At 70.8% G+C, this 15155-nt stretch carries 15 protein-coding genes and 1 pseudogene; 5 read left to right on the top strand and 11 right to left on the bottom strand.

The window, feature by feature from the left end:
- Positions 1–5: 5 nt before the first annotated feature.
- The 4 genes from OG379_RS14130 to OG379_RS14115 are packed head-to-tail and all read right to left on the bottom strand — an operon-like array spanning position 6 to position 4162.
- Positions 6–1058 (bottom strand): LacI family DNA-binding transcriptional regulator, encoded by a 1053-nt coding sequence (locus tag OG379_RS14130; protein WP_405662641.1) that lies wholly within the window; start codon positions 1056–1058, stop codon positions 6–8.
- Positions 1055–1882 carry a carbohydrate ABC transporter permease gene (locus tag OG379_RS14125; RefSeq protein WP_405662638.1) on the bottom strand — a complete coding sequence of 276 codons (828 nt, stop codon included), beginning with the start codon at positions 1880–1882 and terminating at the stop codon, positions 1055–1057. The genes OG379_RS14130 and OG379_RS14125 overlap by 4 nt, the downstream gene beginning before the upstream one ends.
- 14 nt (positions 1883–1896) lie before the next feature.
- Complete coding sequence (locus OG379_RS14120; protein WP_405662636.1) at positions 1897–2838, bottom strand: carbohydrate ABC transporter permease; 942 nt, start codon at positions 2836–2838, stop codon at positions 1897–1899.
- A 31-nt stretch (positions 2839–2869) separates the two neighbouring features.
- Complete coding sequence (locus tag OG379_RS14115; protein WP_405662634.1) at positions 2870–4162, bottom strand: ABC transporter substrate-binding protein; 1293 nt, start codon at positions 4160–4162, stop codon at positions 2870–2872.
- Between the two features lie 198 nt (positions 4163–4360).
- On the opposite strand from OG379_RS14115, the gene OG379_RS14110 reads away from it, so the two are divergent.
- Complete coding sequence (locus OG379_RS14110; RefSeq protein WP_405662631.1) at positions 4361–5215, top strand: alpha/beta fold hydrolase; 855 nt, start codon at positions 4361–4363, stop codon at positions 5213–5215.
- A gap of 39 nt (positions 5216–5254) precedes the next feature.
- On the opposite strand, the gene OG379_RS14105 is transcribed toward OG379_RS14110, so the two are convergent.
- The 6 genes and pseudogenes from OG379_RS14105 to OG379_RS14080 form a co-directional block, all read right to left on the bottom strand.
- Positions 5255–5893, bottom strand: a complete 639-nt coding sequence (locus tag OG379_RS14105; RefSeq protein WP_405662629.1) for a hypothetical protein — start codon at positions 5891–5893, stop codon at positions 5255–5257.
- Between the two features lie 127 nt (positions 5894–6020).
- The gene (locus OG379_RS14100; RefSeq protein WP_405662626.1) at positions 6021–7103 is read right to left on the bottom strand and encodes a CU044_5270 family protein; all 1083 of its coding nucleotides are present in this window, start codon (positions 7101–7103) and stop codon (positions 6021–6023) included.
- Complete coding sequence (locus tag OG379_RS14095) at positions 7100–7768, bottom strand: RNA polymerase sigma factor (RefSeq protein ID WP_405662624.1); 669 nt, start codon at positions 7766–7768, stop codon at positions 7100–7102. The genes OG379_RS14100 and OG379_RS14095 overlap by 4 nt, the downstream gene beginning before the upstream one ends.
- A gap of 262 nt (positions 7769–8030) precedes the next feature.
- Positions 8031–8639: an SMI1/KNR4 family protein gene (locus OG379_RS14090; RefSeq protein ID WP_405662622.1), complete on the bottom strand. Its 609-nt coding sequence runs from the start codon at positions 8637–8639 to the stop codon at positions 8031–8033.
- A 119-nt stretch (positions 8640–8758) separates the two neighbouring features.
- Positions 8759–9190: pseudogene (locus OG379_RS14085) on the bottom strand (hypothetical protein); the annotation flags it as partial.
- Positions 9191–9286: 96 nt separating this feature from the next.
- Complete coding sequence (locus OG379_RS14080) at positions 9287–10228, bottom strand: SDR family oxidoreductase (protein WP_405662619.1); 942 nt, start codon at positions 10226–10228, stop codon at positions 9287–9289.
- Positions 10229–10466: 238 nt separating this feature from the next.
- On the opposite strand from OG379_RS14080, the gene OG379_RS14075 reads away from it, so the two are divergent.
- The 4 genes from OG379_RS14075 to OG379_RS14060 all read left to right on the top strand — a co-directional run bounded on the left by OG379_RS14075 (position 10467) and on the right by OG379_RS14060 (position 14599).
- Positions 10467–11315: a helix-turn-helix transcriptional regulator gene (locus OG379_RS14075; RefSeq protein WP_405662617.1), complete on the top strand. Its 849-nt coding sequence runs from the start codon at positions 10467–10469 to the stop codon at positions 11313–11315.
- Positions 11316–11482: 167 nt separating this feature from the next.
- Positions 11483–12751 carry an ATP-binding protein gene (locus OG379_RS14070; RefSeq protein ID WP_405662615.1) on the top strand — a complete coding sequence of 423 codons (1269 nt, stop codon included), beginning with the start codon at positions 11483–11485 and terminating at the stop codon, positions 12749–12751.
- The gene (locus tag OG379_RS14065) at positions 12748–13875 is read left to right on the top strand and encodes a tetratricopeptide repeat protein (RefSeq protein ID WP_405662613.1); all 1128 of its coding nucleotides are present in this window, start codon (positions 12748–12750) and stop codon (positions 13873–13875) included. Before OG379_RS14070 ends, OG379_RS14065 begins: the two co-directional genes overlap by 4 nt.
- A 229-nt stretch (positions 13876–14104) precedes the next feature.
- On the top strand, positions 14105–14599 hold the full coding sequence (locus OG379_RS14060; protein ID WP_405662610.1) for a hypothetical protein: 495 nt from the start codon (positions 14105–14107) through the stop codon (positions 14597–14599).
- Positions 14600–14646: 47 nt separating this feature from the next.
- Here the strand turns inward: OG379_RS14060 and OG379_RS14055 are convergent, their stop codons facing one another.
- Positions 14647–15057, bottom strand: a complete 411-nt coding sequence (locus OG379_RS14055) for a RidA family protein (RefSeq protein WP_405662607.1) — start codon at positions 15055–15057, stop codon at positions 14647–14649.
- Positions 15058–15155 lie beyond the last annotated feature (98 nt).

Genomic DNA, 15155 nt, shown 5'->3' with positions numbered 1-15155 from the left:
GCGGTTCAGGTCGGGGGTGTCAGCGGGCCGGTCGATTCCCGTACGACCAGCCGGGGCCGGCCGTCGAGCTCCGGCGGGGGCACGTCCTCCCCGCACCCGGCGAGCAGCGTGCGGGCGGCGGCGGCACCGACGCGCTGCACCTGCTGGTCGACGGTGGTGAGCCGGGGGTGGACCCAGCGGCCGAGCGAGAGGTTGTCGTAGCCGACCACCGACAGGTCGCCGGGCACCCGGAGCCCGGCGCGCTGCGCCGTGCCGATGCCGCAGACGGCCATGGAGTCGTTCGGGAACACGAGGGCCGTCGGCCGGTCGGGCAGGGAGAGCAGTTCCTCGGTGACGGCTACTGCGGCCTGCTCGGTGAAGTCGCTGTGCCGTACGGCGACGGGCGCCAGCTCCGCCTCGGCGAGGGCCTCCTCGAAAGCGTTCAACCGCAGCCGGGTGTGCAGCAGTTCGGCCGGGCCCGCGACGTAGGCGACGCGACGGTGGCCGAGGTCCAGCAGGTGGGCCACGGCCTCCTTCACGCCCGCGCCCTGCTGCCCGAGCCCCACCCGGGGCACGGGCGACCCGGCGTCGGGTGCGCCCAGCAGGACCGCGGGCAGCCCGAGGCCGCGCAGCAGGTCCGGGCGGGGGTCGTCGGCACGGGCGTCGGTCAGCACCGCGCCGTCTATACGGCCCTCCGCGACGAGCCGTTCATACAGCGCGTTCTCCTGGGCCATGTCGGCTACCAGGTGGAGCAGCAGACCGTAACCGCGCGGCGCGAGCTCGCCCTCCAGACCGGTGATCAGCTCACTGAAGTGCGGGTCGGAGCCCAGCACATCGGTGGGCCGCCGGACGACGAGCGCGATCGTACGGGTGCGGGCCCGGCGCAGCGCCGTCGCGGAGGCGCTGGGGGACCAGCCCAGTTCGGTGGCCGCGTCCAGGACCCGGCGGCGGGTGGCCTCCGAGATCCGGCCGGTGCCGTTGACGGCCTGGGAGACCGCGGCGGTGGACACACCCGCCGCGGCGGCCACGGCCTTGATGGTGGGGCGCACGGCGGTACGCCCTTCGAGAGGCTTGTTCACATCTTCACCGCTCCGCTGACGAGGGCCTGCTGCATCCGCTTCTGGAGCACGGTGTAGACCACCCAGACCGGGACCAGGGTCAGCACCGTGCCCGCCGTAAGAATGCCGTAGTCCGTGCCCGTCAGGGACTTGAGCGTGGGCAGGGCGACCTGCACGGTCCGCAGGTCCGGGTCGGGGCCGATGATGACGAGCGAGTAGAGGTACTCGTTCCAGAAGGTCAGGAAGTTCAGCAGCAGGATCGTCGCGATCCCCGGCATGCACATGGGTGTGTAGACGTGCCGCAGGACGGCGAAGGTGGACGCGCCGTCCATGCGCGCCGCCTCCTCCATCTCACGCGGGATGGTCCGCATGAACTGCACCAGGATGACGACGGAGAGCGGCATCGCCGTGGCCGGCAGGAACAGCACCATGAACGCGCGGGTGTGGAACAGCCCGGTGGCGGCGGCCAGCAGGAACGTCGGGAAGAGCGCGGCGAACGTGGGGATCAGGAAGCCCAGCGAGAACACCCGCTCCACCAGGGCCCCGAGCCGCCCCTCCGCCCGGGCGATGGCGAAGGCGGCCGGTATCGCGAGCGCCAGGGTGAGCAGCAGCGCCAGCACGGTCACGAGCATCGAGTTGAGGATCGCCGGCCCGAGGTGCGCCGAGGAGAACGACTCGGTGAAGTTCGCGGTGGAGAGGGAGGTGGGGAGGGAGAACGGGCTCCCGAAGATCTGGTCGTTCGTCTTGAACGCCGAGACCAGCAGGTAGTAGAGGGGGACGACCAGCAGCACCATGTACAGCCACGCGAAGATGTGCGCCGGCAGCCAGGACCTTCCGAACTTCATGGGACCAGCTCCGATCAGTAGTTCTGGCGGAAGACGCGGCGGATGGTCAGCAGCCCGGCCAGACCGACCAGGAAGAGGACCACACCGACGGTCTGGCTGTAGCCGAGGTCGGCCGCGATGAACGCCTTCTGGTAGACGAGGAAGGACAACGTCGTCGACGAGCTCCCCGGCCCGCCCTGGGTGAGCAGCAGCACGTTCTGCGCGGAGCCGAACAGCGTCCAGAGGAACTGGAGCATCGTCACGACGCCCACGAAGTCACGTATGACGGGGAAGTGGATGCGCCACATGGCCCGCCAGTGCCCGGCGCCGTCGAGCTGCGCGGCCTCACCGATCTCGTCCGGGACGCTGCCGAGCCTGGCCGCGAACAGCACGGCGGTGAACCCGATGCCGCTCCACACGTCGAGGAGGATGAGGGAGCCGAGCGCGGTGGACGGCGAGGCGAGCCAGGCATCGGTCAGCGAGCCGAGACCGGCCTTGTCCAGGGCACCGTTGAGCAGGCCGTCCGGGGAGAGGACCGCGTAGAACACCATTGCCTTGGCCGGGGTGGAGATCAGCCCGGGGATGAAGAGCAGATAGCGCAGGACGCGGTGGCCCGGCGGCTTCTGCGCGACGTAGTACCCGAGCATGTACGCCCCGATGATCATCAGGGGCACGGCCACGGCGAGCTGCACGGCGGTGTTGCGTACCGCGTCCCAGAAGACCGGGTCGTCCAGGACCGCGCTGATGTTGCCGGTGCCGGCGAAGGAGACCGGCTGGAGCATGCCGGGCCAGTGCAGGACGGCGATGACGAAGATGGCGACCAGCGGGCCGACCATGAAGACGAGGTACCAGACCAGCGCGGGCACGGCGAGGATGACCCCGCCCTGCGTGCGGCGCTTCGTGGTGGGGGCGGACGGCGGGGGAGGGACCGGTCCGCGGACCGAGGCGCCGCCCGGGGCGGACGAGAGCATCGTCATGGGAGGACTCGCAATGGCTCGGGCGCGCGGATCAGGCCGTGCGGTAGGCGGATTCCAGGGCGGAGCGCACGGAGGCCGCGCTCGTCCCCCGGGTGAATGCGGTGCTGGTCGCGGTGATCAGCGGCTGGGTGGCGGTCGGGGGGACGTACAGGTCGGGCAGGAGCGCCTGGCCGACCCGGTCGCCGAGCTGCTGGGCCTTCGCCACCAGAGGGAAGTCCTTGCTGACCGTGTCGGTCACGAGTGCCATGTCCCGGCCGCTCTCGGTGATGAAGCGCGACACCACGTCGGGGCGGTACATGAAGCGGAGGAACTTCTCGACGGAGGGCAGCTTCTTGACGCCGTTGGGGCTGATCCAGAAGCCGATGAGGGTGTACGAGCGCAGGATGGTCGGCTTCTCGTGGGCAGCACCCGGGGCGAGCGGCCAGCCGCCGATCTCGGTGTGCCCGGCCGCCTTCGCCGGGACCTTCGCCAGCGCGGAGGACATCGCGGACTGGATGGCCGCCGCCTCCGTGTTGTACTGCGTGGTCATCGTGTCGGAGGTCAGCCCCTGCGCCTTGTCGGCGAAGACACCGGCGTCCCGCAGGGTCACGAAGTAGTCGATGCCCGCGCGGGCTCCCCGGCTGCCGCTGAAGTCGCCGGTCGTGTAGACCTGCCTGGCCTCCTCGGGGGTGAGGAAGGTCTGGATGATCTGGGCGAGCAGCTTCTGCCCCGTCCAGTCGTTGCCGCCGACGGTGACGGGGGCGATGCCCTTGGCGCGCAACTTCCGTGCGGCGCCGATGAGCTGGTCCCCGGTGGTGGGGACGGAGCCGACGCCGGCCCGGTCGAGCAGGTGGGTGTTGAAGGCGACGGGCCAGTTGGTGGCGAAGTACGGGAAGGCGCGGAGCCTGCCCTTGTCGTCGGTCCACTCGGTCAGGGCGGCGGGCAGGACGCGGTCGCGCAGCCCCCAGTCGTCGAGGTAGCCCTTGACGTCGACGGTGGCACCGACGTCGGTCCAGGCCAGCGTCTTGTCGTACAGGTTGACCATGACGACGTCCGGCTCCTTACGGGCCAGCCGTGAGGTCTCGTAGACCTGGGGGAGGTCGTCGCCGTTGACGAGGTTCTTGACCCGGATGCCCGGGTTCTCCTTCTCGAAGGCCTTGACGACGGCGGTGTACGTGGCGGAGCCCGGCGCGGTGGTCCCGAGCTGGGTGTGGACGAGTAGGGAGCCGGGGTCGGAATCGGCCGAGGCGAGCGTGGAGCAGCCGGACATTGCGGGGAGCGCGGCAGCGGCGGCGAGGCCGGAACCAGCGGCAAGGAAACCGCGCCGACTCAGGGGTGAGCGCACAGCGGGATGTCTCCAACCAGGACGTTAACCGGGGGTGGTTAATCGATGTACCAGCGGGTTGCGAGAAACTTAGGGGCGCGTGGCGGAACGGTCAACCCCCGGTTGCACATGCTGGAAGACCGGACATTTCAGGCGGGTGAGTAGCGGTGACCCTGGCACGGGTATTGTTCCGAAGATCATTCTGTTGGAGGCTGAGGCATGCAGAATCTGCCGACCTTCGTCCTCGTCCACGGCGCCTTCGCGAACTCGTTCTCGTTCGCCCCGCTGCAAGCCGAACTCGCCTTGCTGGGACACCGCTCGGCCGCGGTCGACCTTCCCGGGCACGGGTTCGAGGCGACCTTCCCAGCGGCCTACCAGACCCCTCAGGACCTGGACGCCCTGGCCGGGGAGCCGGGGAGCATCAAGGGAGTCACGCTCGCGGACAACGTCGCCCGCGTGATCGAAGCCCTCGAGCGGGCCAAGCGGAACGGCCCGGCCATCCTCGTCGCCCACAGCAGGGGTGGCATCACCGTCACCGCCGTCGCCAACGCCCGGCCCGATCTGATCGACCGGATCGTCTACGTCTCCGCCTGGTGCCCCGTCGATCTGGACGTGGCCGGCTACTACACCCAGCCGGAGATGGCGGAGGTCGACCCGGGAGCCCTGGCTCCCGCGCTCGTCGGAAACCCGGCCGAACTGGGCCTTCTGCGGGTCAACTTCCGCACCGCCGACCCGGTCGCGCTCGCCGCGTTCAGGCAGGCGTTCGCCGCCGACCTCACCGATGCCGAGTTCCGGACCTTCCTGAACACCTTCCAGCCCGACGAGAACCTCGACGGCGGTACGCCCGCCGACCGGGCCCAGGCCGCGACCTGGGGCCGGATTCCCAGGACCTATGTGCGCCTGGCCGCCGATACCAGCGTTCCGCCCGCCGTGCAGGACCGCATGATCCGTGAAGCTGACGCGCTCACACCGGACAATCCCTTCGACGTCCGGACACTCGAGGGGAGCCACCTGCGCTGGCTCGTCCACCCGAAGCCCGCCGCCGAGCTGCTCGCGGACCTCGCGGCGCACTGACACTCCTCGCGGGGCCCTCGCCGGTGGGGGTGCGGCCTCTCACCCCCCGGCGGGCGAGCGCCCCACGGCGACCTGCGCGTCGACGGCCGCGAGCACCGAGTCGGCCGACTCCGCGACCGAGCGCCCCGCGCCCGTGTCGACGCGGTCCAGGCCCAGCCTGTCGACGGCGTCCAGCATGAGCTCCTGGTAGCGCCCGGTCCGGGCCAGGAACTGGTCCATCAGGTGCTGTTCCGCCGCCGTCGCCGTTTCGTAGCGTCCGGCGGTACGCACCCGGGCGCGTACCACCGCGTCGTCCGCGGTGAGCCACACCGCGGCAGTACGCCGGACCTCCAGCTCCGCGACGGGTACGGGCAGGAGCGCCGACCCCTCGAGGACCAGGCCCGTCCCGGTGCCGCCTTCGGCCGCGCGGGCGGTGATCAGCTCCTCGATGCGGGGCCACAGCCGTTCGTAGTGGTCGAGGACGGACCGGATCAGCTCGTCGACCGTGAGGGTGCCGTAGTGCTCGGCGACGTGCGGCGGCACCTCCCACTCCGGCGTTCGCCAGGGCCTTCCCGGGTGCCGGGCCAGCTTGTCCGTCGACAGGCACTCGAAGCCGAGCCTGTCCGCCACCGCTCGGGCGACGGTCGACTTCCCGACGTTCGACGTGCCGCCGATCAGCACCACTCGCACACCGCGCATGCCGGCGACCTTATCGGGGCGGGACGCGCCGCCCGGACGGGGAAGCGCCCGGGCCCGACGGTGTCTCGCTCAGGAGAGAAACCGGTGCCGGGGCGCGTGGTCACGCCCCGGCAGGCCCCCGCGGGGATCAGGTCGTCGACGGCTTCCCGGCCGACGGCCTCTCGCGGAGGGCGTCGACGACCCCGCGCTCCAGGACAGCCGACTTGCTGAGCAGGGCGCCCTTCTTGCCCATGGTGGTGTCCCGGATGAGGTAAGTGCGCTCGCCCAGGTACTCCAGGGTGGTCGGGTCGAAGATCCAGGCGGTGCGCCAGCCGGCCCGGGTGTCGTCGCGGGCCACGCCGATCCCGTGCCGGCCGGCCGCGTCCACCGCGTCGGAGTCCACGGTCACGCCGGGGATCTTCGCCGCCGCCTTGTAGAGAGCGGCCGCCGTCTTCGGCGGCATCACCGTCTCCCGCAGCAGTTCACCCATGGCGTCGAAGGCGTCCTGGGCCTGGTCACGATCCTCGGCCGGGGTGTCGCGCGCGTCCTGGTCCCGGGTGATCTCGGTGGTGAGCCGCCGGAGCAGGACGTCGGGGTCGGTGGGCAGCGAGGCCAGCCAGGTGTACGTCGGCCGGTTGAGGCCCGCCGGGTAGCCGACGGGGGTCTCGCCGTCCGGGACCCCGACGGTGATCGGGAGGTACGAGCCCTCCTCGTGGATCAGGCCGACATCGATCACCGGTCCCGCCTTCTGCGCCATCCAGACCTCACGCTCGTGGGGCTTGCCCAGCTTCAACGGACCACCGAATTCCCCCTCGCTCCCGGTCTGCAGTGTCTTGACGTACACGAACTGGTCGCCGGTCACCGTCTGTTCGTCGCTCTCCCCGGCGACCGACGCGATCCGGTCGAGCAGTACGGCCGCACCGCGCGGGGCCTGTGCGTGGGAGCCTGTGCCCGCGGCGGACGGTGACGGAGCGCCGTCCTGGCCGGTCACGGCGAGCGTGGTCAGCAGCACCCCGCCCAGGGCCAGTCCGGCGGCGGGCAGCAGAACGGCAGGGCGCAGGAGACGGGGGAGGGCGGTGGCGCGGTCGCCGTCCTGGTCGATCAGACGCATCAGGGTGTCCTTGTGGTGGAGATGACGGCCCGGGGGCAGATCCCGTTCGGCCGGGGCCGGCAACAGCCGGCCCAGTTCCTCGCGTTCGGCCTGCTCGGGGCCGGAGGTGCGGTCGTTCATCGGGCTTCCTCCTGGATGGGCAGGGCCACGAACGGGGCCCTGCTCTCTACCTCTCCGCGGCCGGGGCGGGGTTCCCGGCCGGATCGGACCGCTTCTCCGGGGCGTGCTTCCCGCGTGGGCCCGTCCGGCGCCCGGCCGAGCTCCTCGTCGGTGAGCCGGCGCAGCCGGGCGCGGGCACGGGACAGCCGCGACCGCACGGTGCCCACCGGGATGCCGAGGGCCTCGGCGGTCTCGGCGTAGTCCAGACCGGACCAGACGCAGAGAACCAGCACCTCGCGTTCCTGGCGGCGGAGCCCGCCCAGCGCCCGCTGGACCGCGGCGAGCCGCCGTGCGTCGTCGACACGCCCTGCCGTGGCGTCCGCGATGTCCGCCACCGGCTCCGGGGCGGGGCGGCGGGCCAGGAAGGCCAGACGCCGCCCGATGCCGCGGTTGGCGTTGCGCGCCTTGTTCGTGGCGATCCCGAGCAGCCACGGCCGCAGCGAGTCGCCCTCCGGTTCGACGGCGTGACGGGTGCGCCAGGCCGCCAGGAAGGTCTCGGACAGCACCTCCTCGGCCGTCGACCAGTCGCCCGTCAGCCGGTAGGCGTGGTTGTAGACCGCCCGCGCGTACTCCTCGTAGAGCGCGGCGAACGCCTCGCGGTCGCCCGCCCTGATCCGTGCACGCATGCGCTCCCGATCTCCGTGTTCGTTACACCTCACACCACCTACCTCTCCGGCCGGGCCTCTGAGTTCCGGTGACCCGCGCCACACCGCGGGGCGTGGGGCCGCGGCAGCTCCTGCCCGGCCGGTGGCGATGCCCGGTCCCGGTCCCCGGCCGGTCTTCGTGGACGCCGGCCGGGAGCGGGTGAGGTATCGGGATCCCCAACACCCGAAGGCTCATGCACCGCCCTCAGAGGTGCCGTCCTCACCGAGAGGGTGTGAGCCGAAATCAGTGTTCTGCTGCATCCCAGACCAGATCACCGGCATGATCCACGACAGCGACACAGGTCTCCTCGGTGCCGCCGAGGGCAGCGTGCCGGAGCAGAACCGGCGTCCCCGATTCGAGGGCGGCAGCGATGTCCTGGAGCATGGAGCCCACCGAACTCCACAGCGGCACCCCGAGCAGCCACGTCTCGTGGTCCCACCGGAAAACCGCGCCATGGGAATCGCCGGGGCGCAGGTCGACGATGAGTCCGTCGTCGCCGGGGCTCATCGCGATCGGCAGGAACAACGGCAGGAACCGCGGCTCCGGTTCTCCGTTCGCGCCGAAGGATGCCCCTTCCTCTTCAGCGATCAGCAACCAGATGTCTCGAGTCTCCAGGGCCTCTTCCAAGCTCACCGGAGCGAACGGTCCAGGAATCCAGTATTCGGCGCTGACACGCTCCAGGCCCCACCACTCGTGCACGTCGGTGGGAAGTGCCACCGCAAGGTCCGCCTCCACCGCGCGGAGCCGACTCTCGGCCGCAGCCGGTCGGAGGGGCCTCGTCCGAAGACGGTCCCTGAACCAGGCTTCGATGCGATCCCGCGACGTGTGCACTTCTTGATCGCTCGTGGTCATGGCCGTAAGTCTCTCAAGGAGCTCCGGCAGGTGAGCTCCCCACTCATGGAGCCTGTCCGGGCGGGTCCAGGTCAGGAAGATGCGCCGACCGCGACGGCACAACCGATCGCGGTGGCCGCGTCGGTGCTGTTCTCGGGGAAGTCGAATTCCCCCGCCTGCCCGTGCTCACTCCCCACCTCACGCCACAGGCAGGCCGTGACCGTAGGCACTCCGCCATCGGGGAAGGCCGGCTCCTCGACGTACCTGCGGAACACCTCCGGCACCGAGTCCACCACGCCTGGCCAGGGTTCGTCGTCGACATACGGGCTCATCGCCGACTCGTGGTCGAAGCCTCGGATGTAAGTACCCGCCGGAGAGAAGACGACGTCGAACTCGTCCCCTGAACCGTTCCGCATGGAGGCGACCTCCTCCGTCTCCGACCAGGTCGAACTGAACGAGTAGTAGCGCTCACCGTCAGGGTTCAGCACGGCCTCCAACATGGCTATCGATCGGCACAGGTCCCGCAGCACCGGGATGTCAGGAAGGACTTCGGCGACGTCATGAACAGTCATGCGGCCCATGAAAGCGCACGTCACTGACGTCAGCATGTGTGTTCGCCGATCGGAAGGGCGCAGGCCCGGAAGAGCAGCGGCATCGGCCTGATCGGCCTATCCCCAGGAGCGAACGCCCGCGAGTTCCTCGGAGATCTGCCAGATACGCTGCGCGTCCTCGCCGCCGCGCAGGCGGCCGTACAGATGCTGCTCCGCCGGGCCGCCACCCAGGTGCCCGGTCCCGCTCGGTCCGTAGAACCCGCCGCCCACGGCCTCGGGTGACGTGGCGGCGTGGAGGGCGGGCAGCTGCGCCGTGTGCACCGTTCCGACCACGACGCCGCGGGCGGACAGGACGCGGATCAGGCGCACGCCCAGCGTGTCCTTGGCGCGGCCGACCTCGGGGCGGGCGGCGAGCAGGCTCGTAGGCGCCACTCCCGGGTGGGAGAGGTTGCTCGTGATGCCCCAGCCCGCTGCCCTGCTCCGGCGGTCGAGTTCGAGGCCGAAGAGACCGAAGGCGATCTTCGACTGGCTGTAGGCGCGCATGCCGTTGTACGAACGCTCCCAGTTCAGGTCGTCCCAGTGGATCGCGTTGCGGTTCGCGGCGACGCTGATCTGGGACGTCACACGGGCCCGGCCGGCTCGTAGCAGCGGCAGCAGGTGGTTGACCAGGGCGAAGTGGCCCAGATGGTTGGTGCCGAACTGCAGCTCGAAGCCGTCGGCCGTCGTCTGCCGGTCGGGCGGGGTCATGACGCCGGCGTTGTTGACGAGGAGGTGAATGGGGCGGTCCTCGTCCAGCAGGGTCTCGCCGAGCTCCGCGACCGAGGCGAGCGAGGAGAGGTCGAGGGCGCGCAGCGACACGTTCGCGCCGGGGGCCTGATCACGGATCCTGGCGACTGCTGCCTCGCCCTTACGCGGATTGCGGACCGGCATGACGACCTCCGCGCCGGCGGCGGCCAGCCGCGTGGCGATGCCGAGCCCGATCCCGTCACTCGCTCCGGTGACGACCGCGCGCCGGCCGGTCAGGTCGGGAACGGTGATGTCGATGTCCTGTCGTGGCATGAGTGCACTCCCTGATGAAGTCGTTGCCCCCACCGTGACCCCGACGACCGGACCTATCCAGGGACTCCCGATCCACCGATACGCGCGGCCGGCGCGGCCAGGCTGGAGCTGACCTGCACAGACAGCGCCGGGGACAGGCCTGCCGCCCGCCCGTCCCCGCCGCAGAGGGGGATCGACGATCCGTGGATAAGCGCGGGTGCGCGGGCTACAAAGGAGCAGTACGAGAGGGAGAGAGCGCATGGAGATCGACCGAGCCGGACTCGCGGCGTTCCTGCGGCACCGCCGCGAGCTGCTGCAACCCGAGGATGTCGGCCTCCCGCGCGGACAGCGGCGCAGGACCAGCGGGCTGCGCCGCGAGGAGGTCGCCGAGCTCTGCCACATGTCGACCGACTACTACGCCCGGCTTGAGCGCGAGCGCGGCCCCCAGCCCTCCGAGCCGATGATCGCCTCGATCGCGCAGGGACTGCACCTCTCCCTCGACGAGCGGGACCACCTCTTCCGCCTCGCGGGCCACACCCCGCCCGTACGGGGCACAGGCACCGTCAGCGAGCACATCAGCCCCGGCCTGCTGCGCATCCTCGACCGGCTGGACGACACGCCCGCGGAGGTGGTCACCGAGCTCGGGGAGACGCTGCGGCAGACCCCGCTCGGCACAGCCCTCACGGGCGACACGACCCGATACACCGGTCCGGCGCGCAGCATCGGCTACCGCTGGTTCACCGACCCGGCCGCCCGCGAGCTCTACGCGCCGGACGACCACGCGTTTCTCTCCCGCATGTTCGCGTCCGGCCTGCGTGAAGTCGCCGCTCTACGGGGCCCGGGCTCCCGAGCCGCGCGCTACGCCGAGCTGCTCCTCACCCGGAGCGACGAATTCCGCGGCCTGTGGGACAAGCACGAGGTCGGCGTCCGCCCCCATCACGTCAAGCGCTTCGTCCACCCGGAGGTCGGCGCCCTCGAACTCAACTGCCAGAACCTCCTCGACCCGGACCAGTCACACCGACTGCTCGTCTACACGGCGGTCCCGGGCAGCGAGAGCCACGACAAACTGCGCCTCCTCGCAGTCATAGGCCCGCCCGCGCTGCGCTGACCTGAGTGCGGCGCGGCAGGGGCGCCGTGACTCCGGTCGTTGGGAAGTTACGGACGTCCATGCCGGACATATGGGGGCCACTTTCTGTCCGTATCTTCCCAACGCCCCCCAGCGACCCCGCGGCTGGATGGCCTGACGTGTCGCACCGCGGCGTTAGTCTGACGATCATGCCGGACGACTCCCCTCTCATACAGAGCCTGCGTGCCGCGGTCGCCGCCGCTCCCGCCGATGTGCCGCTGCGGTTGCACCTGGCCCAGCTCCTGCTGGAGGAGGGACGGTCCGATGACGCCGTCGCCGAGGCGGCCGTAGCCCTGCAGCACGCACCGGGTGACGCCCAGGCCCGGACCCTGATGGCCCGGGCCATGGGCCTGGCGTCCCCGGTCGAGAACCCCCCGGCGTCGGAGCAACCCCCGCAGTCGGAGCAAACCTCTCGCCAGCGGGCCGGGTTCGACTGGAAGGCCGCCGCGGAACAGGTCGGGGACGCAGTGCCGCCGCGGTTCGCCGAGACGCCGATCCGCGCGGACGGGCAGGACGACTCCGCAGGTGCCGACGCGTGGGACGTCGAGGAGCCCGGCACTCTGCGGCTGGCCGACGTCGGCGGCATGCAGGACGTCAAGGACCGCCTGGAGGCCGCCTTCCTCGCCCCGCTGCGCAACCCCGAGCTGCGCAAGCTGTACGGGAAGAGCCTCCGCGGCGGGCTGCTGCTGTACGGGCCGCCCGGCTGCGGCAAGACGTTCGTCGCGCGGGCAGTGGCCGGTGAACTCGGCGCCGCGTTCCTGTCCGTGTCCGTGAACGACGTCCTCGACATGTGGATCGGCAACTCCGAACGCAACATGCACGAGATCTTCGAGACCGCACGCCGCCAGGCGCCCTGCGTGGTCTTCCTGGACGAGCTGGACTCCCTCGGCGCCAAGCGCAGCCGCACCGCGCACAGCGGTATGCGTAACACCGTCAACCAATTGCTCAGCGAGCTGGACGGCATCGACTCGGCCGCGAACGAGGGCGTGTTCGTACTGGCAGCCACCAACGTGCCCTGGGACGTGGACAACGCCCTGCGCCGCCCCGGCCGCCTGGACCGGACGATCCTCGTCCTGCCACCCGACGGACCCGCCCGGGAGGCGATCCTCCGCCACCACCTGCGGGACAGGCCCATCAAGAACATCGACCTGGGCAAGCTGGCCAAGATCACCGACGGTCTGTCCGGCGCGGACCTGGCCCATGTCTGCGAAGCCGCGGCCGAGCGGGCACTACTGGACTCGGCGCGCACCGGTACCGTACGGATGATCGACATGAAGGACCTGCTGGCCGCCGCGCGCGACGCAGTACCGTCCGCCGAACCGTGGTTCGCCTCCGCGCGCAACGTAGCGATGTTCGCCAACGAGGGCGGCATGTACGACGACCTGGTGGCGTATCTGAAGAAGAGGCGCAAGCTGTGACTGCGACCCTGCACCCCACCGTTGAGCGGGCCGACCTGCTCATCGACCTCAAGCGGTACGAGGAGGCCAGGGAACTGCTGGCCGGGCGGCTCGCGGAGGACCCCGAAGACGTCCGGGCCTGGGTCAAGCTCGCCCGCAGCCACCTCTTCGGAGACAAGGAAGAGGGCGCGAAGGCGCTGGAAGCCACCGACCGGGCGCTGGCCCTGGATGCCGAGGACACCGGGGCCCTCACCATTCGCGCCCACGCCCTGCGGGCGTCGGGCCGCTTCCCGGAGACCGAGGGCGTGCTGCGCGAGGTGATCCGCCTGGACCCCGGCCACTGGCACGGCTACGCGCTGCTCGCCAACTGGCTTTGGCGCATCAGGATGATCAGCTCCGGACAGGCCAACGGCGGCACGGCCCGGCGCGAGGACATGACGGCCGGCCTGCGGGAGGCCGACGAACTCGTCCGGGAGGCCATCCGGCTGGGTCCCGAGGAGGTGTACGCCTACGAAGTGGCGTTGCTGATCGCCGACATGGCGGGCGACCGGGCCGCCGCCGAGCAGTGGGAGGGGGCCATCCTCCGGATCGACCCGCAGCACGAGGAGGCGTTGACCCGGCGGGCGAAGAAGGCGGCGACGGCCCCCGGCGTCAAGGCGACGGAGGCCGCCACCTTGTACGCCGACGCGCTGTCCTCCGCCCCCGGCTCGACGCTGATGCAGCGAGGCCTGGACGAGGCCTCCTACCGCCTGCTGCGCGGCGTCCGCTGGCTGGCCCTGCTCTGCCTGGCCCTCTCCGCCGCGGGCATCGACCTGTTCGCTACGGAGGGCGAGACCCAGCGGGAGCTGCCGCTGGTGCTCGGCCAGCGGCTCTGGGACCTCGTCCCCATGGCCGCCATCTGGGTCCTGGGAGCCCTGCTGCGGTATCGCCGCCTGCGGGCAGGCATTCAGGTCAACCTGCTGTCGCTCATCCGGCGCCGTACCTGGCCCCGCATCGTCCTGGGTCAGGCGGCATGGGCCATGCTCTGCGCGCTGCTGATCACCCAGATCCCCTGGACGCAACGCACGGTTCCGCTCGTGTTGTTCTGGGCCGGCGTGGTGCCGACGGTGGCGACGATGTGGTTCGACCGGAAGAAGACCGGCTGAGCCCGGCGCCCTGGGGCCCGCGCAACTCCACCACTCCGTGGCCGGTCTGGCCGGGGCGCTGTGCGACGTGCACCGGATTTCGGAAAGCCGGACTACGGGCTCACCCGGGAGCTTCTCCGTCGGCGACTGGACGAAGACGGCAGCCTCGCTCTCGAGGCTGGGGCGTCGTCGGGCTGAGTCAGTAAGTCCGTACCGGGTGCGGCGCCTTCCCTCTCTCTACCCTCGGACCATGAACGTGTTTCGCGGCGGGGGCGGCCGGCGCCTGAAGATGACCAACGGCGGCACGGCGGTGTTCGTGGACGTGCTGATGCTCTCCGTGTCCGCGCTGGCCCGTGAGCCGTGGCACTTCCGCTTCGCCGCCCTGCTGACGCTCCAGGACCAGAGCGTGATGGGGCGTGGAGTGGTCGGCTTCGATCTGTCGGAGCTCGACTGGGGGGACACACCGCAGGAGCGGGCCGCGGCCAAGAACTTCCTGCTGCGCGTCCTCGATCTGGCGCTGTCCAGGCACAGATGGGACGAGTTGACGTACGAGCCGCCCCGCGCCGAGGGCTACCTGCGCACGTACCGGGCGATGGTGGAGGTGTTCGACCCTGCGACCGCGAGGGGCGACGCGGGCGTCCTTCCCGGTCCGCAGGAGGCCGCGATGGCCTCGTGCGTACGTCACCGGGTGCTGGACGCGTTGCCCTTCTGGGAGGCGTGCGTGTTCTGCACGGCCGGGGTCTGAGGGTTCGGCGGACGGCACGACACAGGGGCTCAGCTGCCCCGTGATGATCAGGAGTCGAGTACGGCGGCGACGCCTTCGATCTCCACGAGCTGGTCGTAGTATCCGAGAACGGTGACGCCGAGCAACGTGCTCGGGACGTCGTGGTCGCCGAACGCGTTCCGGACCACCTCCCAGGCGGTCACCAGGTCTTCCTGCCGCGTGGAGGCCACCAGTACGCGTGTACTGATGACGTCCTGCAGACCGGCCCCCGCCGCTGCGAGTGCGGTCTTCATGTTCTCGAGGGCCTTCGCGGCTTGGCCGGCGTAGTCACCTACGGCCGCTGTTGACCCGTCCTCGTTCAGCGGGCACGCCCCGGCGAGGAAGATCAGCCGTGCGTCGGCGGGCGCGGTGGCTGCGTAGGCGTACTCGGCCACGTCGGACAGGGCGGTGGAGCGGATGAGCGTGACTGCACGGGGCATGGCGTCCAAGTCCTTGCGGAGGGGCGGGAATGCGTATTCCTAGCAGACCGTCGTCGGGGCTTCCCCTCATTTTCTCTGCCCACCGCAGATGAATAGGC

This window comes from Streptomyces sp. NBC_01166, assembly GCF_045039765.1.
In the GTDB taxonomy this organism is placed as follows: Bacteria; Actinomycetota; Actinomycetes; order Streptomycetales; family Streptomycetaceae; genus Streptomyces.
The sequence above is the reverse complement of the archived record's forward strand: the minus strand, read 5'-3'. Positions and strand labels throughout refer to the sequence as shown.